The sequence below is a fragment of the Mesorhizobium subarcticum genome, from assembly GCF_055456085.1.
This window is the reverse complement of record NZ_JBVBEG010000002.1, coordinates 369725-394431: the sequence shown is the minus strand read 5'-3', so window position 1 is coordinate 394431 and position 24707 is coordinate 369725. Positions and strand designations below refer to the sequence as shown.

General features: G+C 59.3%; 16 protein-coding genes and 9 pseudogenes. 12 read left to right on the top strand and 13 right to left on the bottom strand.

Annotated elements, in window-relative coordinates:
- Positions 1-355: 355 nt before the first annotated feature.
- Complete coding sequence (locus ACZYHG_RS33760) at positions 356-1984, bottom strand: IS1634 family transposase (protein WP_464615300.1); 1629 nt, start codon at positions 1982-1984, stop codon at positions 356-358.
- Between the two features lie 144 nt (positions 1985-2128).
- Between ACZYHG_RS33760 and ACZYHG_RS33755 the strand changes: the two are divergent.
- Positions 2129-2272: pseudogene (locus ACZYHG_RS33755) on the top strand (IS256 family transposase); the annotation flags it as partial.
- 354 nt (positions 2273-2626) lie between these two features.
- Here the strand turns inward: ACZYHG_RS33755 and ACZYHG_RS33750 are convergent.
- Together ACZYHG_RS33750 and ACZYHG_RS33745 are read right to left on the bottom strand one after the other, a co-directional pair.
- A complete protein-coding gene (locus tag ACZYHG_RS33750) occupies positions 2627-4333 on the bottom strand; it encodes a hypothetical protein (RefSeq protein ID WP_464615299.1) in 1707 nt (568 codons plus the stop codon).
- A gap of 153 nt (positions 4334-4486) precedes the next feature.
- Positions 4487-5472: pseudogene (locus ACZYHG_RS33745) on the bottom strand (IS5 family transposase).
- 623 nt (positions 5473-6095) lie between these two features.
- Between ACZYHG_RS33745 and ACZYHG_RS33740 the strand changes: the two are divergent.
- The 5 genes from ACZYHG_RS33740 (at position 6096) to ACZYHG_RS33720 (ending at position 11551) form a co-directional block, all read left to right on the top strand.
- Positions 6096-8186, top strand: coding sequence for a prolyl oligopeptidase family serine peptidase (locus tag ACZYHG_RS33740; protein ID WP_464615298.1), 2091 nt, complete (start codon positions 6096-6098; stop codon positions 8184-8186).
- 627 nt (positions 8187-8813) lie between these two features.
- A complete protein-coding gene (locus ACZYHG_RS33735) occupies positions 8814-9365 on the top strand; it encodes a hypothetical protein (protein ID WP_258580686.1) in 552 nt (183 codons plus the stop codon).
- Between the two features lie 233 nt (positions 9366-9598).
- Entirely contained in the window at positions 9599-10318 is a 720-nt protein-coding gene (locus ACZYHG_RS33730; protein ID WP_258580685.1) for a Bax inhibitor-1/YccA family protein, read from the top strand.
- Positions 10319-10702: 384 nt separating this feature from the next.
- Positions 10703-10846 (top strand): GntR family transcriptional regulator, encoded by a 144-nt coding sequence (locus tag ACZYHG_RS33725; protein WP_258580684.1) that lies wholly within the window; start codon positions 10703-10705, stop codon positions 10844-10846.
- 135 nt (positions 10847-10981) lie between these two features.
- Positions 10982-11551: an ATP-binding cassette domain-containing protein gene (locus ACZYHG_RS33720; RefSeq protein WP_416361676.1), complete on the top strand. Its 570-nt coding sequence runs from the start codon at positions 10982-10984 to the stop codon at positions 11549-11551.
- A 31-nt stretch (positions 11552-11582) separates the two neighbouring features.
- Here ACZYHG_RS33720 and ACZYHG_RS33715 read toward each other — a convergent pair.
- The 3 genes and pseudogenes from ACZYHG_RS33715 to ACZYHG_RS33705 form a co-directional block, all read right to left on the bottom strand.
- Positions 11583-12010, bottom strand: a pseudogene (locus ACZYHG_RS33715) (cytochrome-c peroxidase); the annotation flags it as partial.
- A gap of 54 nt (positions 12011-12064) precedes the next feature.
- Positions 12065-12743, bottom strand: a pseudogene (locus ACZYHG_RS33710) (IS6 family transposase).
- Positions 12744-12897: 154 nt separating this feature from the next.
- Positions 12898-13767: a LysR substrate-binding domain-containing protein gene (locus ACZYHG_RS33705; RefSeq protein WP_258580683.1), complete on the bottom strand. Its 870-nt coding sequence runs from the start codon at positions 13765-13767 to the stop codon at positions 12898-12900.
- Positions 13768-13888: 121 nt separating this feature from the next.
- On the opposite strand from ACZYHG_RS33705, the gene ACZYHG_RS33700 reads away from it, so the two are divergent.
- Together ACZYHG_RS33700 and ACZYHG_RS33695 are read left to right on the top strand one after the other, a co-directional pair.
- Positions 13889-14407: a phenolic acid decarboxylase gene (locus ACZYHG_RS33700; protein WP_318036885.1), complete on the top strand. Its 519-nt coding sequence runs from the start codon at positions 13889-13891 to the stop codon at positions 14405-14407.
- Between the two features lie 194 nt (positions 14408-14601).
- Positions 14602-15555 (top strand): alpha/beta hydrolase, encoded by a 954-nt coding sequence (locus ACZYHG_RS33695; RefSeq protein WP_464615297.1) that lies wholly within the window; start codon positions 14602-14604, stop codon positions 15553-15555.
- A gap of 112 nt (positions 15556-15667) precedes the next feature.
- Here the strand turns inward: ACZYHG_RS33695 and ACZYHG_RS33690 are convergent.
- Positions 15668-16380: pseudogene (locus tag ACZYHG_RS33690) on the bottom strand (IS6 family transposase).
- A 178-nt stretch (positions 16381-16558) separates the two neighbouring features.
- Here ACZYHG_RS33690 and ACZYHG_RS33685 point away from each other — a divergent pair.
- Positions 16559-17503 (top strand): LysR family transcriptional regulator, encoded by a 945-nt coding sequence (locus ACZYHG_RS33685; RefSeq protein ID WP_258580681.1) that lies wholly within the window; start codon positions 16559-16561, stop codon positions 17501-17503.
- Positions 17504-17536: 33 nt separating this feature from the next.
- Here ACZYHG_RS33685 and ACZYHG_RS33680 read toward each other — a convergent pair.
- The 5 genes and pseudogenes from ACZYHG_RS33680 to ACZYHG_RS33660 form a co-directional block, all read right to left on the bottom strand.
- A pseudogene (locus ACZYHG_RS33680) lies at positions 17537-17935 on the bottom strand (transposase); the annotation flags it as partial.
- Between the two features lie 87 nt (positions 17936-18022).
- Positions 18023-18625: pseudogene (gene tnpC / locus ACZYHG_RS33675) on the bottom strand (IS66 family transposase); the annotation flags it as partial.
- 55 nt (positions 18626-18680) lie between these two features.
- On the bottom strand, positions 18681-19625 hold the full coding sequence (locus tag ACZYHG_RS33670) for an IS5 family transposase (RefSeq protein ID WP_464615296.1): 945 nt from the start codon (positions 19623-19625) through the stop codon (positions 18681-18683).
- 61 nt (positions 19626-19686) lie between these two features.
- On the bottom strand, positions 19687-20967 hold the full coding sequence (locus ACZYHG_RS33665) for a type II toxin-antitoxin system HipA family toxin (RefSeq protein ID WP_464615295.1): 1281 nt from the start codon (positions 20965-20967) through the stop codon (positions 19687-19689).
- The gene (locus ACZYHG_RS33660) at positions 20960-21550 is read right to left on the bottom strand and encodes a helix-turn-helix domain-containing protein (protein WP_258580678.1); all 591 of its coding nucleotides are present in this window, start codon (positions 21548-21550) and stop codon (positions 20960-20962) included. The genes ACZYHG_RS33665 and ACZYHG_RS33660 overlap by 8 nt, the downstream gene beginning before the upstream one ends.
- Before the next feature lie 179 nt (positions 21551-21729).
- On the opposite strand from ACZYHG_RS33660, the gene cysQ reads away from it, so the two are divergent.
- The 3 genes and pseudogenes from cysQ to ACZYHG_RS33645 form a co-directional block, all read left to right on the top strand.
- Positions 21730-22488, top strand: coding sequence for a 3'(2'),5'-bisphosphate nucleotidase CysQ (gene cysQ / locus ACZYHG_RS33655; protein ID WP_318036873.1), 759 nt, complete (start codon positions 21730-21732; stop codon positions 22486-22488).
- A gap of 288 nt (positions 22489-22776) precedes the next feature.
- Complete coding sequence (locus ACZYHG_RS33650; RefSeq protein WP_258580677.1) at positions 22777-23661, top strand: aldose 1-epimerase family protein; 885 nt, start codon at positions 22777-22779, stop codon at positions 23659-23661.
- Between the two features lie 397 nt (positions 23662-24058).
- A pseudogene (locus tag ACZYHG_RS33645) lies at positions 24059-24250 on the top strand (IS6 family transposase); the annotation flags it as partial.
- A 62-nt stretch (positions 24251-24312) separates the two neighbouring features.
- Here the strand turns inward: ACZYHG_RS33645 and ACZYHG_RS33640 are convergent.
- A pseudogene (locus ACZYHG_RS33640) lies at positions 24313-24525 on the bottom strand (transposase domain-containing protein); the annotation flags it as partial.
- Positions 24526-24707 lie beyond the last annotated feature (182 nt).

Sequence of the window (24707 nt, the reverse complement as noted above, 5' to 3'; positions counted from 1 at the left end):
CCTTCAAACTAAGATTCAGCGGTCACCGAGGAGGGTGTCGGCACCGGCACCGTCGCAGAACTCTCGCGGCTGAAGGAGACCTATGACTGGCTCGTAAGCAGAGATGCCTTTTTGGTGTTCAGTGCAACGTTTGCGCCCTATGTTTTGCAATACCCCTCCTCCCGCGCCGCATTTCAAATCGAGCCCGCTGCCACCTCCTCCCGGCAGCGGGCTTTTCTTTGTGTGTGTGGACAGCGGGCCATGGCCTACGCATTGGCGTCTAGCCCCACTTAAACACCGCCTGTAAGAATATGTTATTATATCAGCACGTTAGGCGCGCGCCGGCGCGTGTTACCACTACATTTTGGGGATGATCTCAGGCGAGTTGTTCGTCGAGGTTGTGTGGCAGAGCGATGCCAGGTGCCTTGAAGACGTTGCCCACTTGGCCCGTAACGTGGGTTCTGGTGGTGACGATGCGACCATCCTTTTCGATGGTGGCTTCCTGGAGGCGGTCGAGATCGCGTAGAAGCGGCTGCCATTCGGGCGTCAGGCCTTTGGCCCGGCAGAGGCGGTACAGTTCCTTGCTGAGTACGAGCCCCAGGAACGAGCAGAACACATGCCCGCGGATGGCGGCATCGGATTGGTGGAAGATCGGCCGGGTATTGAAGGTTGCCTTGGCGGCGCGGAACAGGCTCTCGACCTCGAGCAAATCGCGATACCGCAGCACGGCCTGGAGCGGGGTCACCTTCGCGTTGGTCCGCACCACGGTGATGCCGTCGTACCGGGCTTCCTCGGCAAGCTTGCCGACATCGATCTTGAAGTTCTTGCCGCTGGCCTTGAGGTAACGCCGGTAGGCCGAGTTGCCGACCAGTGCCTTGTCGCCCTTCTTGAGCTGTGCCTCGAGGCCGGCGATGATCGCCTGGCGGTCGGCCTTGTCCTTCTCGGCCTCGGCGTCATTGCGGCTGACAATGTAGCGGTCTTTACCGACCTTGACCTCTTTGACCCACAACTGAGTTTCACCGCGCTGGCGCTCGAGAACGAGCGGAACCATCGGTGCCGCGTCATTGAGCACGACGTTGTGGATCACGCTGCTCGAGCGTTCGCGGGCCCCCAGAATGTATTCCATGCCCAGCTTTTCGAGCGCGGCGATGGTATCGGCGCTGATCATGCCGCGATCGGCGACAACGCAGGCGCGTGTGACGCCGAAGCGCGTTCGCAGCCGATCGACCACCGGCAACAGGACGGTCACGTCAGCGGTGTTGCCGGGCACCATCTCGGTGCAGATCGGCCGGCCCTCGGCATCAACGACCAGCGCCAGGATCATTTGCGCCAGATCGGGGCGGAAGTCCTTGGAATGCCCGCGCTTGCCCAGCGTCTCGCCGCCCGCGCCGTAGAAGGACAACGAGGTGGTGTCCATGAACACAAGGCTGAGGTCGGTGAACAGGTCCTGCCGGCGCGCGAAGAGCTTTTCCTCGATCACGTCTTTCACGCAGCGCGCCACCAGCGCGCCTTGCGCCTTTTCGCCGAGTTCCTCGCCCAGCCACGCCATGGCCCGGTAAAAGTGATGGAGCGCCAGACCCTCGGCGCCCTCGATACCATAATCGGCCATCCAGTTCGCGCAGTCGCGGTCCGAGCCCGAGACGAACAGCCGATGCAACGTGCCAATGAACACCGCCCGTTCCACCGCAAAGCCGAACTGGCGCCCTTCCAGCACCTCTTCCAGCACATCGCCGATCCCGAGCCGCTCCCACAGCCGCCCGAACAACAGCGGACCGCCGATGCGGCGAGAGGCAATTCGCCCCGCGTCAATGTCGGACAGGATGAGGCTGCGCTCGCCATGGCGCGCAATCGAGGCCGCCAATCTGTCAAGTTCGCCGCTGGCAACCAGCGCATCCTTGCGGCCCAGCGCCTTTATCGTGCGCTGGCGAACGGTTTTGCCGTCGCGGACACTTTCCACGAGGTAAAGATAGCGGTGGCCGCGCGCGACTCTCTCAACGACAAACATGCCAGCGTTGTTAGCGAATAAATGCCATAAAATCCATACAACATGCGGCTAGCAGATCAAATGTTGTTACCACACATTTTCGCGCCGAAAACTCGAGGCGAGTGAAGTCAATAGCTTAACGGACAGCGTTCGCCATCCGTTCACCTCCAACTGTTCAAGCTCGTCATGGCCGCCGCCAAATCCTGGCGTCGATTGAAGGGACAAAATCAGTTGCCGAAACTGCTCGCAGGTGCCAAGTTCCAGGATGGGATCGAGCTCATCGAAATGAAGCCGCAAAGCGCCGCTTGATCAACCCCGTCACCCAAAATCCGTCATAGCTCCTGCTCTGCCTCCCAAATCCGCAATCATCGCCTTCGGGCCATCGCCGAATGGAAAGCCGCTGCCGGCATCACTGCCTGAACGGCATCTCACGGCGTTACACTCGCCGTCCTTTTGACAACGTGACAGCCCCCACGCCCGAAATCCGCCCGCCGCAAGGCGGCCACGGCATAGTCTGCCGCTTCAAAGATCGACATCCGCTCAAGTCCGGACCCATGCACCAACGCCATCCCGTTCCATACAAATCATTCTTATGCGAAGGCGCGCCCCAGTGGCGCCCGACGCCCTGCCTTGGTCCTCAAGGCTGTCCCGCATTACACCCGGTCACGGCCGCCTTTCAAAAGCTCGCACGGAGATTTCTGCTACTTGTTTCATCAGGGGTATCTGATCAAACGGCAAGTCCGAGGCAATGTCGCGCCCGACGAGAGCCAATTGTTTCCAAGGCCAATGACGCGTTTTTTCATTACCACGCATCGCAAGCGCCGAAATCGCGCATTGCCGCGCCCAAAAAAGCCGTCGTTCAGGCAGATAAGTCTTCATAAGTTTGGCAACGCGCTGTTTGGAACCTTTGACAGGATAGAGAAAATCCTCTAACGCCTCGCCAGCTTCAAACCATTGATACTTGAATTCACTTTCCAGTAGATCGGCGTGCGCTCTTGCCACGGCTGTCGGATTTGATTGTTCAGGTGGCAGATCAGCCAGGAGGCCCGTAATGATTTCCATTGGCGAAGCATGATCGGGATGAACCGGACCAAGGCCGAGACTCTCCACCACCTCGACCAATTTGAACGGCGGCAGATTTCCAGAGGCGAAATTGTCGGCAATCGCCAGTCCCAACATCCGAGCAATGCCAGCTAAATCTGTTTCCGACACCGGCATGGAGGATTTCATTTGACGAACCATATCGTCCATCTCGGATTTTGACAGTTCCGGAATAACCATAGCTTCGGCAACCCCTGAATACTTCATCATGACGCTTGCAAGTTGGTAGTGAGCGCCGACCCTTTGTGTGACGAAGAGACCTCTCGTGCCCGAACCATCGCAGACCGAGACATAACACTTGATGACCTTTGGCGACTCCGTTTTCGCCGGCGGTAAGGCGTTCAACCGCATGGCCCGTATGGTTGCGTCGAGATGGGCCTGTCGGGTCTGCGGCACCCAAGGCCGCATGCGGACAAGCCGTTCGATCATCGAACTCTCAACGGGGGTTTGCGTAGCGGATACGGCCAAAGTTTCAGCCACTGACTGCGCGAGAACAGCATCAGGATGCAACACGAATCCAGCGACGGCCTGATCAATCACCGCCTTCTTGCCAGCGACGAGTTCAACCAGCAGCATGACACTAGCCTCCGGCGGAAAGCCGGCCAAAAGGGAATTCACACTTTCATAGACATCGAACGGATTTTGTCCTACCTGATCGGCTACTTCCAACAGCGATGAAACGATAGCATTTCCGGCAACACCTTGCGTATCCGGCGGGGCAGTTCGTAGCGCCTCAGCCATAGCCTGTCTCAAACTATCGGGAACAGCCCACCCGGCATCAGTAAAAATCTTCCCGGTCATCATCATATCAATTGGATGCAGCGAATGACCTTCAATTGCATTGTCCAATAGATCATAGATGGCTTGGATTTTTTCGCGAGCTTCCCGGTCACCTCCATTGGAGTCTACTTTAAGGCCGCCTAGCTCAACAACCAAATCAGTCAAGAGTGCGGCTTGCACATCTTCATCGGCCTTACCCAGCGCGCAGCTTTCCAGATATTCAGCGAATAGATCGATAGGATCCTCCGGATCAAACATTTCGGAACCAAAACCCATCTCTTTCTGCACGGTCTGCCGCAGCACGGCGACCAAGTCTTCATCCATATTGTTCAACATGACCAAAATGGGATTGCCCTGCCCCTTACTCTTTTGGGTGGGCGCTTTCGCTTTCGATGGCTTCCTAGCCTTACTCGCATTCTTCATCGATTCGATCCTCTGATTCGCGCCCATCTTTTCTCCATCTTTAGCCAAATCTGCATGAGCCGCCAAATGCTGACTATCCGTGTCCAGCAATTCGAAATGGCGTCACACAGCCTGATTTTTTTGGTTTTCCCGCGCTCCTTCGAGATGCAGGTTCTCGATCGCTTGGGCGTTGGTGCATGGGTCCGGACTTGAGCGGATGTCGATCTTTGAAGCGGCAGACTATGCCGTGGCCGCCTTGCGGCGGGCGGATTTCGGGCGTGCGCAGGCAAGCATGCGGTTGAGGACGGCGCAGCCGATGGCGACTTCGGTCTGCTGAACGGGAAGCGACCGTGCCCGCAAACGCCGCCCGATGGTGGACTTGTATCGCCCTATGGCGGTCTCGACCAGCGAGCGTTTGCCATACCCGTTGGAGACCTGCCATTTCATCCGGCCGTCTCTGCCGATTGCGGCGATATGCTGGTCCCTTTGGCCGGCAGGTCTATCGTCGAATGGTTCGACCGCGTTGACGCGAGGCGGAATGACGATTGCGGTGGCAGCGCTATGATCGATGACTGCGTCGTAAGTCGGTTTTCCGTCATAGCGCCGTCAGCAGTAAACTGTCCGATCGGACCGCCAATCTGGTCGAGTAGTGGCTCAACTTGAGAGACATCGCCAGTGTCCTGATCAGTCAGGGTATGGGCAATGATCTCGCCGCTGTCGGCATCCAGTGCCAGATGCAGCTTGCGCCAACTGCGACGGGATCTGGCGCCGTGCTTCTCCTCCAGCCACTGACCCGCGCCGTAGACCTGCAGGCCGGTGCTGTCGACAAGAACATGCACTGGTCCCTCCGGCGGAACCTGGCGATCATGCCGTTTGTTGGGCGATTGCCATGTCCGCGCCCGACGGCTCAGGGTGGTATGATCGCGGACAGCGAGCGCCAGCCCCATCAGTTGCAGCACCGATTCCAGCAAGCCTTCTGCCTGGCGCAGCCGCAGGCCAAACACAAGGCCCAGCGTCAAGGTGGTCTCGATCGCCAGATCAGAATAGCGGTGCTGGCCGCCACGTGTCTTGCGTCGTGGCGCTTGCCACCTGGACAGGGCTTCCGGCGTCACCCACAGGGTCAAACTGCCGCGATGACGAAGTCCTGCCTCATATTCTGGCCAGTTCGTCACCCTGAACTTCATCTTCTCAATATGATGGCGGCTGGTATTGTGTTTGCAAGGCATGGCTACGCTACAAAGGCTATTGCGGTTACCGCTTGCCTAAACCCACACCAATAAACGATCCGTGCACCAACGCCGGGTGGCATCGCTTTTCCTCGGATGCCCCATTCTTTCCGCCGGCGCTAAATCCACAGGCGCGGCCGGTCTTGTTCGCTCACGCCCTCCATGGCCTCGTGCTGTCTGCCATTGAAATCCGTGTGCGGGACGCGTTCCGGAGCGAAGATGTTGGAGGCCAACCACGTTCATTGTGTGTCAAGCGAAGTGAGGATTTGACCCGGTCAGTTTCTCAATTCGGCCGACACATTGTGAGCTTCACTGCTTGAGTGCTGCACGGTGTTACCGATCGGGCCGGAGGCTGACCCGGTGATTGCGGGGTGCGCTCGTTGTCGGATTCTCGACGATGTCGGACATGTGACACAACGCTGCCAGAGCGATCCCAGCGTTCCAAACGATTTCCCGGTTGGCACGACAGATGCAGTCCTGTGCGCAAAAGCACTGCGACGCCGTCCACTGAGGAGAGCCTAGCTGATGATCGCGTTTTTGGAACATGCGGGTGCAGCCGCCAAAACTGAGTGTTCCCGAGCAGACGGAAGCCATTGCGCTTTCATTTCTCTGGTTGTGCGGACATGACCGAATTCGATTTCCGCCCAACAGTGAATGCACCCGACGATGACCCCCATCTTTGGCTTGAAGATGTAGAAGGTGAACGGGCACTTGCGTGGACCGCCAGCCAGTCGGCAAAGACCCTGAAGCACTTTGGTGGAACGCAGTTCGATCGGGACCGGGCGGCACTGACGGCGATTTTCGACCGTCCCGACGGGGTTCCCCTGGTCATGCGCCGCGGTCAGTATCTCTACAATTTCTGGCAGGATGCCGGAAATCCCCGCGGGGTGTGGCGCCGGGCCACCCTTGCCGCCTACATGACGGCGGATCCGCAGTGGGAGCTACTGCTCGATCTGGATGCCCTCGCGGCTAGCGACGGAGAAGACTGGATCTGGGGCGGCGCGTCGATCGAGCCGGAGACGCGCGAAAGAGCCGTCCTGCGCCTGTCGCGCGGCGGCAGCGACGCGGTCGTGCATCGCGAATTCGATCTAGGGACTCTGAGCTTAGTCGCCGACGGTTTCAATCTCCCGGAGGCCAAAGGCGGCATTGATTGGCTCGATCCTGACACGCTTCTGCTTTCCAGTGCGATTGGTGATGGCATGGCCACCCGCTCCGGCTACGCGCGCACCGTGCGGCTGTGGAAGCGTGGCGCGGATCCCCTCGCCGCGCCGGTAATCTTCGAGACCGGTTCCGAATCCCTCGGCGTGTCTGGCCATCTGGACCGTACCGCCGAAAGCGAGCGCCTATGGTTTATCGAAAAGCCGGCCTACTTCGAGAAGATAGCCCGCATTGGCGATAGAAGCGGGCCGAAGGTTGAGATCGACCTTCCTCGGGACGCCTGGTGGAATGGCTTCGATGACTGGCTGGCGGTAAAGCCGCGCAAACCCTGGACGGTTGGTGGGACGACCTATGCCGCCGACGCGCTGATCGGCATCTCGCTTTCCTCCTTCCTGGCCGGCGAGCGCGGATTTAGTACCCTGTTTGAACCAGCCGAAAGACGTTCCCTGCAGTCATTCTTCTGGAATGAGGGGAAGCTCATCAGTTCCTACTTCAGCAACCTCGTTCCGCGATTCGAGATGTTCACCCCCGGTCCCCAGGAATGGACGCGCCGAACCCTGGACACTGTGCCCGGCGCGAACAATGTCCAACTCTGGTCACTCGACGCAGAAGATCACGAAACCAATGGAGAGGTCTTGGTCTGGGCTCAGGATCCGATCACGCCGCCGCAGCTTTCCCTATTCGATCTCAATGCCGCGCCGCCTCTCAGCGCTTCACTAATCCTGAAGCGCAACCCGGAGAATTTCGACGCATCCCGACTGACGGTCACGCGCTACGAGGCAGTCTCGATCGATGGTGAGATGATCCCCTATACGCAGGTCGGTCCGGCGGACGGGAACGGCGATGCCCCGGTTCATCTCACCGCCTATGGCGGGTTCGGCATGTCGCTCCTGCCCTCCTACAACTCCGCGCTGGGCAAGCTGTGGCTCGAACGCGGCGGCACGTGCGTGGTGGCGAACATCCGTGGGGGCGGCGAGTTCGGCACCCGTTGGCACGACGCCGGGCGCAGACAGGGCAAGCGTCTCGCCCATGACGATTTCGCCGCCGTTGCGGCCGACCTCGTGCGAAGGGGCATTACGCGGCCGAGCCGGATTGCCGCCGAGGGCGGCTCAAATGGCGGCCTCCTGATCGCCAACATGCTTACCCGCTACCCCGAGCACTTCGGCGCGCTGTTCTGCACAGTTCCGCTTGTCGACATGCGCCGCTACACCAAGCTCCTGGCGGGCGCGAACTGGATCGACGAATATGGCGATCCTGACAAGCCGGCCGATTGGGCTTTCCTGAAGGAAATCTCCGCCTATCACGCCGCAACGCCGGGACAGCCTTATCCGCCTGTCCTGCTCGCCACGACGAAGCGCGACGACCGCGTCCACCCGGGCCATGCGCGCAAGATGGCTGCAAAGCTGCAGGCTCTTGGCTATCCCGCTTACTTCTACGAGCTCAGCGCGGGCGGGCACGGCTACGGCAAGGACAATCGCGAGCGGGCCGCATTCATCAGTCTTGGCACCAACTTTCTACGCAGCATGATCGGCTGGCAAGCCGATAGCGCTCATTGACGACCGGGGCGCGACAGGAGCAAACTAGGAACAAGTGAGTACAGATCGACGTCTGCGACAACTGTACAAATAATGCGTGCAGAGTTTGCGTAAATGCGCGCCAGAGCTCTGTCGATCTCAACCAATACAGCAGACCTATTCACAGTGCGGCCCGTCATTTCTGACATGCAAGGAGACAATATCATGGCAACAAAGCGAACGAACGTGGCGCGGGGAGCAACAGCGGCCATCGTCCTGCGAGGTATACGGGTCGCAAGTAACGGAAGCCGACACGTTGTGTCGCCTTTGTCGAGTCCGCGACACAGTCTGGGTCTAACCGATCTATTGTTTTGCCCGAGGCTAAGCCACTGAAAGCAAACGCCATTTTTTTGCTTCGGCCCAACTCGACGAGCTGGCACGAGCCTTGAAACCATAAGGGCGAGGCGGCGAGAGCTGCCGGCCGGTATTCATGTCGCGGGCAGCCGCAAGAGAACAAAGGAAGGAAAGCTATATGGCAGGTCTGCGTCAGATCGCATTGTACGGCAAGGGGCATCGGGAAGTCGACCACGTCTTCGCCCGCAACGGCCGAAACGTTGCGCTCGTAGTTTCCCCAGTCGCGGCAAAGATGCCGCTTATCGAAAGGATGGGATGATGGAACCGAACCATCAAGAACCGGCCAGCCTCTCCGGCACCCCGCAGAAGAAGAGCTGGCGCAAGCGCATCGCCATAGGCGGCATTGCGATAGCGGCGCTTGCCGGCGTCGGCGTCGCCGGCGCGCTCAGCCAGGATTACGAGCGCATGCAGCGCTTCGGCATGGGCGGGGGCCATGGCGGACTCGACATGCACATGCAGGCCAACTTCCGGCGCGGGATGGGGTTCGGCCAGCATCGCTTTGAGCGCATGCTCGAAGAGGAGATCGACGCCACGCCCGAGCAGGAAGAGAAACTGAAGGCGATCAGGGACAAGTTCCTCGACGGTCTCCGCCCGATCATGCTCGGCTTAGTCTGTACCCTAAACGATGTCGACAAGCTGCCAACCATCGACCGCGAGGCAGCGGAGAAGCTGCGGGCCGCGCTCGTCGCGGCCTTCGACGAAGCCTCGCAAGCTGACGACGGCGCTGCTCGACGGCGCCGCGGTGCTGACGCCCGAGCAGATGGAGAAGCTTGTCGAATTCTGGGATTAGCCGGCACCCGCTGGTAAGCTTTGTACCTGCACAGTTTCGAATCGGAGCAGACAAACGAGCATGGCGGAACTAGGTTCTCATCGTAGACGACGACAGGCGCCTGGCCGCCATGCTCGCGAAATACCTGACACGCAACGGCTTTCGCGTGAGAGGCCGAGACGGCTGGTGCAGGCATTTCTCGACGTCATGCTGCCCGACATGGACGGCTTCCAGGCCCGCAACTACTGATCCCAAAAACAGGACCATTCACATGAAGAAGCCCAATCCAGTAGATCGCCGTGAAACCGCCCGCAGCCACGCCGGCGACCTGATCCACGAAGGTCTGCGCCAGCACATGCTGCGCGTCTACAACTACATGGGCGTTGGCCTCGTGGTCACCGGCCTGGTCGCCTTCATGGTGTCATCGACGCCGGCGCTCCACGTGCCGATCTTCTCCGGCCCGCTGAAATGGGTGGTGATGCTGGCGACGCTCGCCTCCGTCATGCTGTTTTCGTTCAAGATGCAGACCATGTCGGCGGCCAGCGCCCAGGCGATGTTCTGGGCGTTCTGCGCGGTCATGGGCCTGTCGCTTGCTTCCGTGTTCCTCGTCTTCACCGGAACCAGCATCGCGCGCACCTTCTTCATCGCCGCCACCATGTTCGGCGCAACCAGCCTCTACGGCTACACGACCAAACGCGACCTGACCCAGTTCTCGTCGTTCCTGATCATGGGCCTGATTGGCGTGGTGATCGCCAGCATCGTCAACATCTTCCTCGGCTCGACCGCGCTGCAGTTCGCCATCTCGGTGATCGGTATTGCCGTCTTCATCGGCCTGACCGCCTGGGAAACGCAGACAATCAAGGAACAGTATGCCGAGAACTTCGATTCGGAATCGCGCCAGAAGCTCGCCGTCTTCGGCGCCTTCTCGCTCTATCTGAACTTCATCAACATCTTCCAGCTGTTGCTGAATTTCACAGGCGAACGCGAATAGCCGCGCCGGGCAGAGCCGGCCAAGGTTGGCGCCCAGACTTGGATATAGAGCCATGGCCGGAGGGCGACCCTCCGGCCAACAATCGACCCGAAGGCCCGACCACACCTTGAGTCCGCAAGGGCTTTTGCTACATTGCCCGCTGCATCAGCCTGCACACCGGCCGCGCGAGGACATGTGCGCAAGACAGCCTAACGCTTCATGGCGACGGCATCTCGGCGACCGTCGTCCTACCGCGTGAGCGATCGCGTCTACGACGCCGTCATTGATCGGGCGCCGGTCCCAAGTATTGCGTGGGCGCTGCGTCCGTGAGCGGGTTGCTGCTCGCCGCGGCGTGCCCTGTACCCTGTACACGCATCGCCTCGCCGGAGCGCAGCCGGCCGCACTGTGACCAAGGCCTTCGAAGGCCTCGTCGATATCGGGGTGGTCGAAAGCCGCCGCGGCATGGGCATGTATGTTGCCGACGGGGCGCGCGAAAAGCTGCTCGCCCACGAGCGGCGCAAATTTTTAGCCGAGGACTGGCGCGCATAATCGCCCAGATCAAGGCCCTCGGAATCGATCCCGCAAGCTGTTGAAGGAAAGCCAAGCACATGAGTGATACTGCTCTCGCCCCCATTGTCTCCGCCCGCGGGCTGCGCAAACATTTCGGCAAGACCGAGATCCTGCATGGGCTCGATTTCGATATCCCCGCCGGCCGCATCTATGGCTTGGTCGGTCATAACGGCGCAGAAGACCACGACGCTGAATGCGCTCCTCGGCCTCACTTCCTACGAAGGCACCGTTCGCGTCCTCGGCGAGGATCCGTACCAGAAACGCGCCGCGCTGATGGAGAACGTCGCCTTCATCTCCGATGTCGCCAGCCTGCCGCGCTTCCTCCGGGTCCGCGAGCTCTTCGCGCTCATCTCCAACATTCATCCCAGGTTTGATCAGGCCAAGGCCCGCGGCTTCCTCGAAGGCACCGACGTCAAGATGGAAGCCAAGATCAAGCACCTGAGTAAAGGCATGATAGCCCAGCTCCACCTTGCCGCGGTGATGGCCATCGACGCCAAGCTGCTGGTGCTCGACGAACCCACGCTCGGCCTCGACATCACCTATCGCAAGCGCTTCTACCGCCGCCTGCTCGATGACTATCGTTCCCGCTACGTGCGCCGCCATCATATTCGGCGACGTATCGCGGGCCAATCCGACGACGGTGCGCTGGTGGCAATTCGCCCAGTCGATGACCGACCCCGGTGAAGGGAATGCTCACTGGCCCCAACGCGATTGTCTATTTTCCCAAGATCTGCGATTGAGGTCGGGGTGTTGTCACCGTTTCAGCGGGTAAGATGGGATAGGCAATCTCCGGCAGCTTTCCGGTCAGCGAATTAAGGAAGGCAACGAGCAGGTCGAATTGGTTTTCCGTCAATTCTTCGCCAAGCTGGGTGGTCGCCATGATGGCGACGGCCCGTCTCAGGTCCCAAACCTTGCCCGAATGAAAGTATGGCGCGGTGATTGCTACGTTGCGCAGCGGCGCCACACGGAAGAATCGTCGGCTGCATTGGTGTCAAATCGGCCCTTGTCGTTCTCCTGCAGAACGTCGGCGCTAGGCTTCTCAACAAGGCCGAATGTGTAATACCCTTCCCCTCCAATGTTGGTACCGGAATGGCAAGACGAGCAGCCCTTTTCCATGAAAAGCGCTAGGCCCTGTTTCTCTTCGGGGCGTTGTCACGTTGTTTGAAATGTGGTCGCGTGAGGCCGATACCGCGCTTTTCAGGCAGGCCGTGCACTCACGGCTTCCCACGCGGCCATTGCCTGGCGTCGATGGGTTCGAATTTGTGCTGCGGAGCGGTTGGTCTGGGATGGGACGAAGAGATTTCGGACGGCGGAGAAGATCGACACGAAATGCTGCAATGAGCCGACCGACCGGAAACCCTGTCGCGTTCGTTCCCGTTTTCGGAACGGCAGATGAAGTTCAAGCCTTTATGCGAGCGGTGTTCCACGTTCGGCATGACCTGGCGTTGGGCCGCCCCGTAGGAGCGCAGTTTGTCGGTGATCATACGCTTTGGCGGCAGACCCTGCTTCTTCAGAAGTCGCGTCAGCAGGCGCCTGGCGGCCTTGGTGTTGCGACGCGTCTGGACAATCTCGTCGAGCACATATCCGTCCTGATCAACCGCTCTCCACAACCAGCATTTCTGACCGTTGATGCGCACCGCGACTTCATCCAGGTGCCAGACGTCGGCGACTTGCGGCGTATGCGGCGCGCATAATCAGGGCCGTGCTTTCGGCACCATCGGCGGATGGTCTCGTAGGAAACGACGATCCCGCGATCGAGCAGCATTTCCTCGACATCGCGCAAGCTCAGATTGAAACGGAAGTAGAGCCAGACAGCACGGGCCACGATTTCGATCGGATAGCGGTGGTTCTTGTAGGTCGGTGCACTCACGGTTATGGGTGCGCTGCTACCTCAATTTCCTTACCCCTCAATCAATGTGACACCACCTTCCGCAATGGTACCACGCGCGACCGCAAAAATCCTGCGGCCCACCTCGGATGGATACTGACTATGAGATGGCCGCGTTGGTTATTCGGTGTCTCGGAAAGCCTCATGCGAAGTGTTGCAGAAATGCTGATAAGGCGGGAGATGTGTTTTCGTGATGCCATGCCAGTGCCAGTTCGATAGTCGGTGCGTCGCCGTCAAGTTCAACCGCGACGACTCCTTTCGGAAACAGCAATGTGGACCGTTGCGGCAACAGACATATGCCGCCCGCTGTACTGATGAGCGATAAGGCCATTACCAAGTTCTCGGACTCATAAGCTGAAGTGAACTCGACGCCGTGCCGAGCTGCATATGTTTGAATAATATCGAAAAGTACCGGCGCATCGCTGGCGGACACACCGATCATTGGTGCCCCGACCAGCTGTCGAATGTTCAAGGAAGCTTCAGCGGCGAGTGGGTGGTTGACAGGCAGTGCGACGATGAGCCGCTCCCGACGAATGATTTTCGCCATCAAACCCTGAGATTGCTTGGATGGCCGAATGAAGCCGGCATCAACGCGCCTTTCACGAAGGGCCGAGATGAGCAATGGGGATGGTAGGCTCCGCAGTACAATCTCGCCACTGCCGAGGCTGCCGCCGACAGCACCCATGACGCGTGGGAGTTCCTCGATTTCGACGCCAGGGACAAAGCCTAGCGACAGTGAGTGCGCATTTGCCTTGGCCGCCTGCCGGACGCGCTCTAAGGCCATTTCGGAATGCTCTAGCAACAATCGAGCCTCAGCAAGAAGAATGACCCCGGCCGCCGTCAACGATATCCGACGACTGGTTCGCTCGAGGAGTCGCGCGCCGACATGCTCCTCCAGGTCGCGAATTTGACGGCTGAGTGACGGTTGAACCGTGTTGAGGCGACTTGCTGCGCGAGTGAAGCTGCCTTCATCGGCAACGGCAACGAAGTAACGGAGATGACGAAGTTCCATGGTGGTGATCTATAGCGAATTGGTATCGATCCAGCAAATCAAAGTATTGGCCCTTCCCCATTCGCGCCCCTATGTGAAGCTATGGCAGTCACGAATTGCTACCGCAATCAAGGAGCGCATAATGAATGATCCATTTGGATCAACCAAACCGGAGCAGTTGAAGGGCTTCATCGGCAAGCACTTCATCTATACCTACGAGAATGGCTGGCAGTACGAAATGTATCTCAAGGACTCTCGTACCATCGACTACCGTATCCACAGTGGCATGGTCGGTGGGCGGTGGGTCCGGGATCAAGAAGCGCATATCATCCGGTTGAGTGATGATGTCTGCAAAATTTCGTGGGACGAGCCCACCGGCACCACTGTGAGCGTGGCAATCAATTTCGCGGAGAGACAGCTACACGGAATTATTTTTTTTCCGCGATGGGTAGCTCAAGCCCCGGAAAAAACCATTTGTTTCCAGAATGATCACTTGGACGCCATGCTAACCTATCGAGATACCGGGCCCCACTATCCCAAGCTTGTGATCGACGAGTTTGCTCCTATTACATTCATCGAGGATCGGGGCGAGCGCGACGAGACCGTAATCGACTGCGCGCCGGCGGATCTTCCCGACGGCTATGCTGCGCGCCGCGGCTGATCTGGCGACTTCGCACCCTGCCGATCACGAGACTGTCGCTGCTTCCGCATGCGCCAGGTTCGATCTCGCCCACGTGCAGTCATATTTCATGGCCACGGACGACCGCATCAACAATGTCGCCGTTGCAATGCTTAAAGCCTGTAATCATATCACTTCTCAAGAAATGGGCGAGAAACAGACGAGGTCTATTTTCGATGTATATCGATCCTGAAGTGAAAAATCTCTTCGCGAAAATAAACGAACAACCCGCCCCGTCGATGGATCAGCTTAGCGTGGCTGACGCGCGGCAGCGATATTGCGATCAGAGCGCAGTATTGGGCGGACCGGTGGTCGCGATAAACCAGGTCGCGGACTTCGCCGCGGAAGGACCTGCGGGCGCAATTCCGCTTCGTCTGTACCGTCCTGATGGTGTACCCGAGGATGCCGCACCGGCATTGATCTACATCCACGGCGGTGGATGGGTCATAGGCAGCATCGAGTCGCATGACCGCGTATGCCGTCAGATTGCGCATCGTGCCAGCTGCGCGGTGATATCAGTCGAGTATCGCTTGGCTCCCGAGCATCCAGCTCCCGCCGCTGCGGAAGACGTTATCTCGGCCTTGATCTGGATTGTCGATCATGCCACGGAGATCGGCGTCGATGCCGGTCGTCTGGCTGTGGGCGGTGACAGCGCAGGCGGTAGCCTGACGGCAGTCGCGGCCCTCGCGGCAAGAGATGCCGGTATCCCTCTACGCTGCCAGATTTTGATTTATCCGGCCACCGACAACAGAGACAGCGCATGGTCGTATCCATCGCGGATCGCCTATGCTGAAGTTCCGCCTCTGACACGTCCCATAATGGAATATTTCCGGGAAAGTTTCTTACCCGACAAGACGGCTGCGCAGGATTGGCGAGTGTCGCCGCTGGTGGTCGAGTCTGTAGAAAATGTGGCGACAACTCTGGTTATAACGGGGAGCAGTGACGTACTGCACGACGAGGGAGTGCTTTACGCAGATCGATTAGAAAAAGCCGGCGTGGCGGTCATACGCCGGAATTTCCCCGGCATGGTCCACGGCTTCATCGAAATGGCAGGCGTGCTGACGGCCACCCACCTCGCTCTCGACACCATCGCATTCGTACTGCGCGAGCAGCTGGTTCAATCAAAGTAACACTGTCAGTGCCTTTGCCTATCCAACTCAGCGACACCTTTTGCCGAAAGCACCGGCTCCGGCATCGTAAACTTAACGCTGCGAAGGCACGATTTGGAGTTCTGCCTTTGGTTCAGGCGGCATGAAGGCGTGCGATCTGGCGCCATGTTTCCATGGCTATTGCTCGCAGCTCGCGATGATGGGTGGATGAGATGTCGTGGCGGGGAATGTGAAAGAGGTTGGCGATCGGGTCGTGGATGGAAACAAAGCGTTGAAGCTGCCTGGCTGACTTGAAGCGCTTATCCTCTCACGCCTTCGGATCGGCTGATGGGAGTTTTCCGCCCGATTGTTCAGGCCTTTGTGCGAGCGATGTTCGACGCTGGGCATGATGTCGCATTTTGCGGCGCCATAGGACCGGAGCTTGTCGGTGATCATCACACGGGGCGAACGGCCTTGTCCTCTCAGGAGTTTTCTCATCAACCGCTTTGCAGCCCTGGCACTCCGGCGGTTCTGGACCAGGACGTCAAGGATGAAACCATCCTGATCGACGGCACGCCATTGCAAGTGTTTCTTGCCGGCGATCGTGATCACAACCTCATCGAAGTGCCATTTGTCACCGAGCTTGCCGGCCGTTCGCCTCCGGATATCATTGGCAAAGTGTCTGCCAAACTTCTCCGCCCAGAGCCTCACGGTCTGGTGAGAGACGATGATGCCACGCGCTGCCAGCATATCCTCGACCATGCGCAGACTGAGCGGAAAACGGAAATAGAGCCACACCGCATGGGCAATCACTTCTGCAGGAAATCGATGGCGACGATAGAGAGGATCACGGGCAGGTTTGGTCATGCCGCTAAATCCCACATCTTTCTGGAAAACCAGTTAAGTTTACGATGCCACCCACACCAATAAAAGATCCGTGCACCAACGCCATTAGAAAGTGCTAAACTAATGGTCGGCCACGCGGTCGATGACCGGTAGCCTGAGGCACGCCAGGAATGCCGACCCTCTATGGATAGCCGCAGGCATGCGTTTCAAAGGACTTGATCTGAACCTTCTCGTCGTGCTCGACGCCCTGCTGGCCGAGCGCAATCTCTCGGCGGCGGCACGCCGCATCAACCTCAGTCAGCCGGCCATGAGTGCGGCCGTCGCCCGGCTGCGCGATTTTTTCGGCGATGAACTGTTCAGCATGAGCGGCCGAGAACGTATTCTGACACCACGTGCGGCAGCACTTGGCCCCGCAGTCCGCGAGACTCTCCAAAACATCCAGTCCTCGTTTATTTCGTCGGATCCGTTTGACCCTGCTCGATCCGATCGCCGCTTCAGGATCATTATTTCCGATTTCGCCGCGCTCGTGTTTTTTGAAAAGGTCGTGGAGCGTGTTGCCCGGGAAGCCCCCGCCGTCAGCTTCGAATTGATGCCTCTCGACGGCAGCCCCGATGAGGTCCTCCGGCGTGGTGAGGTCGATTTTTTGATCACTCCGGATGTGTTCATGTCGAACGCGCATCCAAGAGTGGCGCTTTTCCACGAGAGGCTCGTATGCGTAGGCTGTCCCACGAACAAGCAGCTGCCACGGCACCTTACATTCGAGAGATACATGTCGATGAGGCACGTCTGCGTCAGGTTCGGACGTTTGCTGAAGCCCTCCATCGAGGAAGGGTTCTTGCTTGAGCATGGTCTTAAAAGACGTGTCGAAGTCGTCGTGCAGGGCTTCAGCATGATCCCGCCCATGGTGTCCGGCACAGCTCGTATAGCGACCGTGCCCCTCCGGCTGGTCAGGCATTTCGAAAACACGTTTCCCCTTCAGGTTGTCGAACTTCCGCTGCCGCTTCCCGGTTTCACCGAAGCCGCCCAGTGGCCGGCTCTCCACAATAGCGATCCGGCAAGCATCTGGATGCGAGAGATAATGATGCAGGAGGCAGAGCTGGATCGGGAAATTTGGACAGGGGTTATAAGTGGAATTTCTGCCTGAACACGGCGTTGGTACACGGATCTTTTATTGGTGTGGCTCAACTTGAGAGACATCGCCAGTGTCCTGATCAGTCAGGGTATGGGCAATGATCTCGCCGCTGTCGGCATCCAGTGCCAGATGCAGCTTGCGCCAACTGCGACGGGATCTGGCGCCGTGCTTCTCCTCCAGCCACTGACCCGCGCCGTAGACCTGCAGGCCGGTGCTGTCGACAAGAACATGCATTGGTCCCTCCGGCGCAACCTGGCGATCATGCCGTTTGTTGGGCGATTGCCATTTCCGCGCCCGACGGCTCAGGGTGGTATGATCGGGGACAGCGAGCGCCAGCCCCATCAGTTGCAGCACCGATTCCAGCAAGCCTTCTGCCTGGCGCAGCCGCAGGCCAAACACAAGGCCCAGCGTCAAGGTGGTCTCGATCGCCAGATCAGAATAGCGGTGCTTGTCAAACGGCGTAAGCGCTCATTTCCATGCGCGTTGACGCGGCCCGTTTGACCGGGGTCGCTGTCGGCCAGTTGCATCGGATCAAGTAGCGGCGGTTTTGGCGAAGTTGAATGGCAAGAGATCGGTGATGTCGGCATTGTCCGCGCGCTGCGGCAATTCCGTGAGGACGTGGCGCAAATAGGCCAAGGGCTCGATGCCGCAAGCTCGGCATGTCAGCATGAGGCTGTAGACGACGGCACTGGCCCTGGCTCCGTCCACAGTGTCGCTGAACAGCCAACTCTTTCTTCCAGTGGCAAAAATCCTGATGTCGCGCTCAAGCAGGTTGTTGTCGATCGGCATCCTGCCGTCTTCGGTGTAGCGCGTCAGGTACTCCCACTGGTTCAGGGTGTAGGACACGGCGTCGCCGATCTTGCTGTCGGGCAGGACCTTCGGGGCTATGTCGTCGAGCCATGCCTTGAGAGCGTTCATGATGGGGACGCTGTGTTGCTGGCGGAAACGGCGGATGCGTTGATGTCGCGTTTCGCCCTTGTCCGGCTTTTCGTTGCGCGTCTGGCTTTCAATCCGGTAGAGCTGTTCGAAGAACTTCAGCGCCTGCTCCGGCGGGCCGCCGCCTTTCTTTCTGGTCTTCAGTGCATCGACGAAGCGACGTCTGGCATGGGCCATGCACCCCAGATGGGTCGCTCCTGGCGTTGGTGCATGGGTCCGGACTTGAGCGGATGTCGATCTTTGAAGCGGCAGACTATGCCGTGGCCGCCTTGCGGCGGGCGGATTTCGGGCGTGCGCAGGCAAGCATGCGGTTGAGGACGGCGCAGCCGATGGCGACTTCGGTCTTCTGAACGGGAAGCGACCGTGCCCGCAAACGCCGCCCGATGGTGGACTTGTATCGCCCTATGGCGGTCTCGACCAGCGAGCGTTTGCCATACCCGTTGGAGACCTGCCATTTCATCCGGCCGTCTCTGCCGATTGCGGCGATATGCTGGTCCCCTTTGGCCGGCAGGTCTATCGTCGAATGGTTCGACCGCGTTGACGCGAGGCGGAATGACGATTGCGGTGGCAGCGCTATGATCGATGACTGCGTCGTAAGTCGGTTTTCCGTCATAGCGCCGTCAGCAGTAAACTGTCCGATCGGACCGCCAATCTGGTCGAGTAGTGGCTCAACTTGAGAGACATCGCCAGTGTCCTGATCAGTCAGGGTATGGGCAATGATCTCGCCGCTGTCGGCATCCAGTGCCAGATGCAGCTTGCGCCAACTGCGACGGGATCTGGCGCCGTGCTTCTCCTCCAGCCACTGACCCGCGCCGTAGACCTGCAGGCCGGTGCTGTCGACAAGAACATGCACTGGTCCCTCCGGCGGAACCTGGCGATCATGCCGTTTGTTGGGCGATTGCCATGTCCGCGCCCGACGGCTCAGGGTGGTATGATCGGGGACAGCGAGCGCCAGCCCCATCAGTTGCAGCACCGATTCCAGCAAGCCTTCTGCCTGGCGCAGCCGCAGGCCAAACACAAGGCCCAGCGTCAAGGTGGTCTCGATCGCCAGATCAGAATAGCGGTGCTGGCCGCCACGTGTCTTGCGTCGTGGCGCTTGCCACCTGGACAGGGCTTCCGGCGTCACCCACAGGGTCAAACTGCCGCGATGACGAAGTCCTGCCTCATATTCTGGCCAGTTCGTCACCCTGAACTTCATCTTCTCAATACGATGGCGTCGGCTGGTATTGTGTTTGAAAGGCATGGCTACGCTACAAAGGCTATTGCGGTGACCGCTTGCCTAAGCCCGCACCAATAAAAGATCCGTGCCCCAACGCCAGTTCGCTATAGAGCGGCACGGTTGGAGCGTGTGCGTCGATCACCTTCACGACGGTGGCGGTGAGGGGGAGATTCCTCTTCTCAGCCTCCCACGCTTGCCGAAATCGCTGGACGGTTTCGGCGGCGGTGTCGATGACAAGCTTTTCCGGCAGCAACGCCTTCGCCGCCACATGCCGAAGCTCATCAGCGTCGAGTTCGGCCATCTTCTTTGTTCGCGAGAAATTGAGGGCGGCCGTATCCTCGCCCTCCATATAAGGAACGGTCGACACCAGGTCGTAGGCTGGCGAGAGCGCAGCCGTTCGTCGGTCCGGATAGATCAGCGACCAGTTCTTGAGGTGCATGTCGCCATTTCCGATCAGCGCACTGAATACGAGGCGCCGGATAAACTCAGCGGCGCCGGCATCGCCCGCTTCTGTGCCAATGACGCGTGCGATGTTTGCGTAGCTCGCACGCTTGTACTTGTTGTCCGGAAAGACACCGAAAACCTGCGCGAAATCCTCGGTGTGGACGGGACCGTCACCGGTCCGGTCGAAGCGGCTGACAGCGAGCGCCTGTCCCTTTAGTTCGCCAAGGCCGTCTGGAATGCCGGCGATCGCATCGAGATCGATCAGGTTGATGATCGGTACCTCCATGCCGATCATTCCGGCGATCGTCATCATCGAGAATTCGTTCTCCGGAACGCCGGCGAACTGCTGAGACGGAAGCTTCACGATCCAGGAACCACCGACTCCTTCGGCGGGAATGGTCAGGCCTCCGCCCTTTCCGGCGTTCTGGAACGCGGAGAACTTGAGTTGCACACCAGCGAGCGAAAAGCGCAGCGCATTAGGTTTGGCATTCTCCGGCAAATCCTCGTCGGCGCCAGGTGGAAGGGCGTCACCGGCTGCGGGATGAATAGACAGCGCTCCCGGCAGATCCAGGCCAAGCACCCAGAGCAGGAAGAATTCACGTTGCTGATTGACCCCAGCCCGCTCGGCGAGATAACGCCGCAGCCCTCCCTCAGGTAGCAGGTTCGAGAAGAATGGCGGCACAACCCGCTGTGTCGGGCGAATTTTGGTAATGAGGCCACCCAGATCGTCTTTGAACGAAAGGCTCAGGGTTGGCCGATCCGGGTTTTCGACATAGTCTTCGTTGAAGGCAAAGATCGTCCGGTCGCCCTGCAAATGGGTTAGCGTGCCAATGGGCTCACCGTAGAGCCGCACATCGAGAACCGAGACGTCAGGCATCGTCGTCACCTTCGTCGAGCGAATAGGCTGGCCTCGGTTCGACTGAACCGCCATGGGCGATCGAATTACGTAAGCGCTGCAGGTTCTGCGCGATGTCACGGATGACGGGCGCCGCTTGGTCGCTCGCCTGATAGCGCTCTAGCCGAGCGATCAGTTCGCGCACGAGCTGCATCTCCTGATCGGTGAGAGTCATTCGCCGCAGGAAACGCAGCGTATCTTCGACCCGATCGAGGTCAACCGAGCTTCCGTAGAGTTCCTTCATTTTCTTGACCAGCCGTTCGGCGCGGGCGAAGCGCTTGTCGTTGCGCTGACCGGCATGAATATACATGTCGGGCGTTGCCTGCGCCTTGATCAGGCCTAGTACCGCGGGCACCAGCTTCTTCGGCACGAGCATGAGCTCAAGATCGAGCGCGCGGGTTATGTCGATGAAACTCGACAACCCAGGCTCCATCTTGCCGCTCTCGATTTGGGAGATATGGCTCTGCGTCAGCCCGGCGCGCTTACTGAGGGCGCGCTGACTAAGACCGGAGGCCTCGCGGACCTCGCGTGTTTGCGTTATCAGGCTTTCGCTCTGGTAGGCCATGATACATAATCCTAGATCAAATGGGCCGAACGATCAGGATGATGTATCTACCTTGACATGCCGCCGCCGTCAACGGCCTTGATGTAGAATAATGATCATCAGGCGCTACTTGATACAGGATCATGCATCAAATTATATCCCCCAATCCGAATGTGGCATTCTTCCTATGGAGTGAAGACATGGCGGCCAAGCCAACAGGTCAGTTGCGATCTTGGATAGAGGGACGCTACCCAGTCAAGTTACCGAAAAGTTTGCGACACATCCAGGCGGATGCCTCGTCGGTGACCGAGGCGGACCGTGCGGCTGAGCGGGTGATCCTTGAAGGGCTGCGCGAGGCGCTGGCCGGCGTAACTTGTGTGGCGGAAGAGGAAATCGCCGCCGGCGTGGTGCCGGTGCTCGAAGGCGATGCGATCCTGCTGATCGATCCGCTCGACGGCACCAAGGAATTCATCAACCGCAACAGCGACTTCACGGTGAATATCGCGCTTGTCCGCCAAGGCGTTCCGGAATTAGGCGTAGTTTATGCTCCGGCAAAGGGTGTGTTGTACTCCGGCCGTCCGGGCGAAGCGACCGAGGTATCAATTGCGCCGGATTTCCAGCCGGCGGCCCGCCGCAAGATATCCGTACGAAGGGCAGCCAAGCGGCTTACCATCGTCGCGAGCCGCCCCCACCGCACGCCCGAGACCGACGAATTCATCGCCAGGTTCCCGGGCGCGGAGATCGTCTCTGTTGGCTCTTCGTTGAAGTTCTGCCTTTTGGCGAGCGGAGCGGCTGATCTTTATCCGCGCTTCGGTCGTACTATGGAATGGGATACTGCGGCCGGCGATGCCGTGCTGCGGGCGGCTGGTGGACGAACAACGCTTCTCGAAGGCGGCCCGCTTCGCTACGGCAAACTGGGGCAACAGGACGAGGCGGATTTCGCCAATTCCTGTTCATAGCAGACACGTCACCGGCTGCGATTGATCAAAGTTCGCACTCTGGAGAATAACTCAACCGATTGGTCGGAGTGGAACAGACGCTCGTCACTTCATCAACATCTGCCAGTTGCTGCTGAATTTCACTGGCGAGCGTGAGCAGCGACTGTCCGTTGTGCGGCGATAGCGAGGTAACCGGAGAGATCCTCCGGCCACAATTTGTTCTCGCAAAACCCGGCCACACCTTGCGTCGCCAAGAGCTTTTGCTAGTCTGCCACAGCACCGGCCTTCAACAGCGGCCCGCGAGGATATGTGCCACAAGACAGTCAAACCCTTCATGGCGACGGCATCTCGGCTGTTATAGTCGGCCAGGGGGCCGAACTGGTGTCGCTGCAGGATGCGCAAGGATTTGAGTTCCTCTGGCAGGCCGGTCCGGCCTGGCGGCGCCATTCTCCGTTGCTGTTTCCGATTGTCGGCCGGCTGAAGGGCGATCAACTGCGTCACCGCGGCCAGACCTATACGATGAAGCAGCACGGCTTCGCGCGCGACAAGCCTTTTGTGTGGGCGGACAGGGGACCTCGATCCTGCACGCTGGTTCTTACCGACGACGCCGACAGCCGCGCGCACTACCCCTTCGCGTTTCGCCTGGCCGTGACTTACACACTGGAACGCCAGCAACTCGGGGTGACCTTCGAGGTCACCAACACAGGCGACGAGCTGTTGCCGGCCTCAATCGGCGCGCACCCGGCGTTCAATTGGCCGTTGCTGTCGGAGTTACCTAAGGAGGCCTACCACCTGACATTTGCCGATGATGAGCCGGCGCCAGTTCCTCGCCTTAGCGATGGCCTCCTGCTCGCAGCACCGCGGCCGACGCCCATCGAAGGCAGGACGCTTGCACTATCCGAACGGCTGTTCGATGACGACGCCGTCATCCTGGATCGTCCCGCAAGCACCAGCGTGCGCTACGCGGCCGAGCGTGGTCCGGCGATCGAAGTATCATGGCAGGGATTTTCAGAACTGGGCATCTGGTCAAAGCCGGGCGGCGCCCCGTTCCTGTGCATCGAACCCTGGCATGGCATAGCAAGCCCTGTGGACTTCGATGGCAACTTCATCGATAAGCCGGGCCTGATGCTGGTCGCACCGGGGGCGAAGCGGTCGCTTAATTACGGGATCAGACTGGAGCAGGGGCCATGGTGATCCCCGGACCATCCGGAGAAGCAACGCTCGTGGGGTACCCAATCAAACTTGGCTTCGTCGGCAGCCATGCGCTTACTTCGCCATTGTTATCGGCTGAAATCCCATCAAGGGCGATCCGGTATCGATCTTGTTGTCGCCTTCCAGCGAAGAGATCGCGGCAAACTCGCTTCGCGCTATCCGAATGTGGGGGTTGCCGCAGACAACCAGGCTGTGCTCGAAGAACGCGACACTATCACGCTGGCGGTCCGGCCGCAGATTGCCCCCAGCTGTTGTCCGAATTGCGGTTTCGGCGCGACCACCACTTTATCAGCCTGATCGCCACGCTATCGGGATGTGTCGCAAACTTTTCGGTAACTTGACTGGGGCATGACAGCTCTTCGATTTTCGGGAGCGCTCAATGTTCAAAGGCAGGCACTTCGATCGATCCGTGATCCTTCAGTGCGTGCGGTGGTATCTGGCCTACAATCTGAGCTTGCGTGATCTGGAAGAGATGATGGCCGAGCGAGGCCTGAACGTCGACCACTCCACCGTGCATCGTTGGGTCGTCCACTTCTCGCCCCAGCTTCTGGAGCGTTTCAACAGTAAGCGCTCATTTCCATGCGCGTTGACGCGGCCCGTTTGACGGGGTCGCTGTCAGACGGCTGCATCGGATCACGCAGCGGCGGTTTTGGCGAAGTTGAAGGGCAGCAGGTCGGTGATGTCGGCGTCTGTGGCGCGCTGCGGCAATTTGCTGAGGACGTGGCGCAAGTAGGCCAAGGGCTCGACGCCACAGGCGCGGCAGGTCAGCATCAGGCTGTATATGACGGCGCTGGCCCTGGCTCCATCCACGGTATCGCTGAACAGCCAGGATTTTCTGCCGGTGGCCATCGCAGGGTCATTCTGCCCATGTCGGGCAGATGGTAGAGTTTCATTATCGCTGGCATCCATATTACGGCGGCCGATTCCGGCATGAAGGTCGGGAGGATCGGGCTAACGGTTCGATCATTCGGGTCGAGATTAGGCCGGGTGAGATCATTCAGGTCGCAGAGTGGATGCTGGATCGGGCG

What these genes read in the sequence shown, in the direction of transcription:
- ACZYHG_RS33695 (WP_464615297.1), top strand. Translation starts at nt 14,602, where the DNA reads ATGTATATCGATCCTGAAGTGAAAAATCTCTTCGCGAAAATAAACGAA.
- ACZYHG_RS33670 (WP_464615296.1), bottom strand. Translation starts at nt 19,625, where the DNA reads ATGAAGTTCAGGGTGACGAACTGGCCAGAATATGAGGCAGGACTTCGT.
- ACZYHG_RS33720 (WP_416361676.1), top strand. Translation starts at nt 10,982, where the DNA reads ATGGGCTCGATTTCGATATCCCCGCCGGCCGCATCTATGGCTTGGTCG.
- ACZYHG_RS33700 (WP_318036885.1), top strand. Translation starts at nt 13,889, where the DNA reads ATGAATGATCCATTTGGATCAACCAAACCGGAGCAGTTGAAGGGCTTC.
- ACZYHG_RS33760 (WP_464615300.1), bottom strand. Translation starts at nt 1,984, where the DNA reads ATGTTTGTCGTTGAGAGAGTCGCGCGCGGCCACCGCTATCTTTACCTC.
- ACZYHG_RS33665 (WP_464615295.1), bottom strand. Translation starts at nt 20,967, where the DNA reads ATGCCTGACGTCTCGGTTCTCGATGTGCGGCTCTACGGTGAGCCCATT.
- ACZYHG_RS33660 (WP_258580678.1), bottom strand. Translation starts at nt 21,550, where the DNA reads ATGGCCTACCAGAGCGAAAGCCTGATAACGCAAACACGCGAGGTCCGC.
- ACZYHG_RS33735 (WP_258580686.1), top strand. Translation starts at nt 8,814, where the DNA reads ATGATGGAACCGAACCATCAAGAACCGGCCAGCCTCTCCGGCACCCCG.
- ACZYHG_RS33740 (WP_464615298.1), top strand. Translation starts at nt 6,096, where the DNA reads ATGACCGAATTCGATTTCCGCCCAACAGTGAATGCACCCGACGATGAC.
- cysQ (WP_318036873.1), top strand. Translation starts at nt 21,730, where the DNA reads ATGGCGGCCAAGCCAACAGGTCAGTTGCGATCTTGGATAGAGGGACGC.
- ACZYHG_RS33705 (WP_258580683.1), bottom strand. Translation starts at nt 13,767, where the DNA reads ATGGAACTTCGTCATCTCCGTTACTTCGTTGCCGTTGCCGATGAAGGC.
- ACZYHG_RS33730 (WP_258580685.1), top strand. Translation starts at nt 9,599, where the DNA reads ATGAAGAAGCCCAATCCAGTAGATCGCCGTGAAACCGCCCGCAGCCAC.
- ACZYHG_RS33685 (WP_258580681.1), top strand. Translation starts at nt 16,559, where the DNA reads ATGCGTTTCAAAGGACTTGATCTGAACCTTCTCGTCGTGCTCGACGCC.